Origin of the sequence: Nitratidesulfovibrio liaohensis (genome assembly GCF_011682075.1) — a bacterium.
Classification (GTDB): domain Bacteria; phylum Desulfobacterota; class Desulfovibrionia; order Desulfovibrionales; family Desulfovibrionaceae; genus Cupidesulfovibrio; species Cupidesulfovibrio liaohensis.
The window spans coordinates 1-1,148 of sequence record NZ_VSMK01000606.1 but is presented as its reverse complement, the minus strand read 5'-3'; the positions used below and the strand labels follow the sequence as shown (position 1 = coordinate 1,148).

1 protein-coding gene is annotated in these 1,148 nt (G+C 70.7%); it reads left to right on the top strand.

The window, feature by feature from the left end:
* Positions 1 to 338 precede the first annotated feature (338 nt).
* The coding region (locus FVW27_RS16600) for an NAD(P)/FAD-dependent oxidoreductase (protein WP_167127274.1) at positions 339 to 1,148 on the top strand (810 nt) is incomplete at its 3' end.

Here is a 1,148-nt window from a genome sequence, read left to right as displayed (position 1 = left end):
GCGCAGGGGGGCATGCACGATGCGCCATCGGGCCGCGCGGTGCCGGTCTGGCCGCCTCCGCGCGGGCGTGCCGTCCTGCAGCACCCGGCGTCGGGCGTGACCTTGCGCATCCCTCCCCATCCCTCTGCATCGTTGCGCATCCTTTGCCCGGCCTCTTGCCGTGCCCGGTCGGGTGCGTATATCGTGAAGGATGGCCGCGTGCCCGTGCGCGGCAGTCACAGTGCAAGCTTCGCGGGTACGCGGATACAGGGACCACGGGACTGCGGGACATGCAGGTCATGCAGGGCTGGGTGAACACGCATGCGGTTGCACGCGGGGCAGCACATACGGAGGCGGACATGATTGGCGGCAACGATACGGACAGGTTTGCGCGCGGCACCGGCAGGCCCCGCGTGGTCATCGTGGGGGGCGGCTTCGGCGGGCTGTGGGCGGCGCGGCGTCTGGCGCGTTCGGGCCGGGTGGACGTGGTGCTGGTGGACCGCAACAACTACCATACCTTTTTGCCGTTGCTGTATCAGGTGGCGGCGGCGGAGATAGAGCCGGAGCAGATCGCCTATCCCCTGCGCGGGGTGTTCAGGGGGCAGCAGCGGGTCAGCGTGGCGCTGGCGGACGTGCGCGGGGTGGATGCGGAACGGCGCGTGCTGCACACCGACGGGCCGGATATTCCCTACGACCACCTTATCCTTGCGCCGGGCAGCCTTACCTCGTTCTTCGGGGTGCCGGGCGCGGCGGAGAATGCCTATACCCTGAAATCGCTGGAAGACGCGGTGCGCCTGCGCAACCACATCCTGGCCTGCTTCGAGCGGGCCAGCCTGACCGAAGACCCGGGCCGGCGCGCGGCGCTGCTTACCTTCACCGTGGTGGGCGGCGGCCCCACCGGGGTGGAATTTGCCGGGGCGCTGGCGGAACTGGTGCGCACCCCGCTGGCGCGCGATTTTCCGGAACTGGCGGGCAAGACGCCCCCGCGCATCGTGCTGCTGGAAGCGGCGGACGGCCTGCTGACCGGCTTTCCCGAACAGTTGCGCGCCTACGCCCGCGACAGGCTGGCCCTGATGGGCGTGGAGGTGCGCACCCGGGCCGGGGTGGCCGAGGTTGGCCCCACCGACGTGCGCCTGGGTGACGGCCTGCGCATCGCCACCTGCACCGTG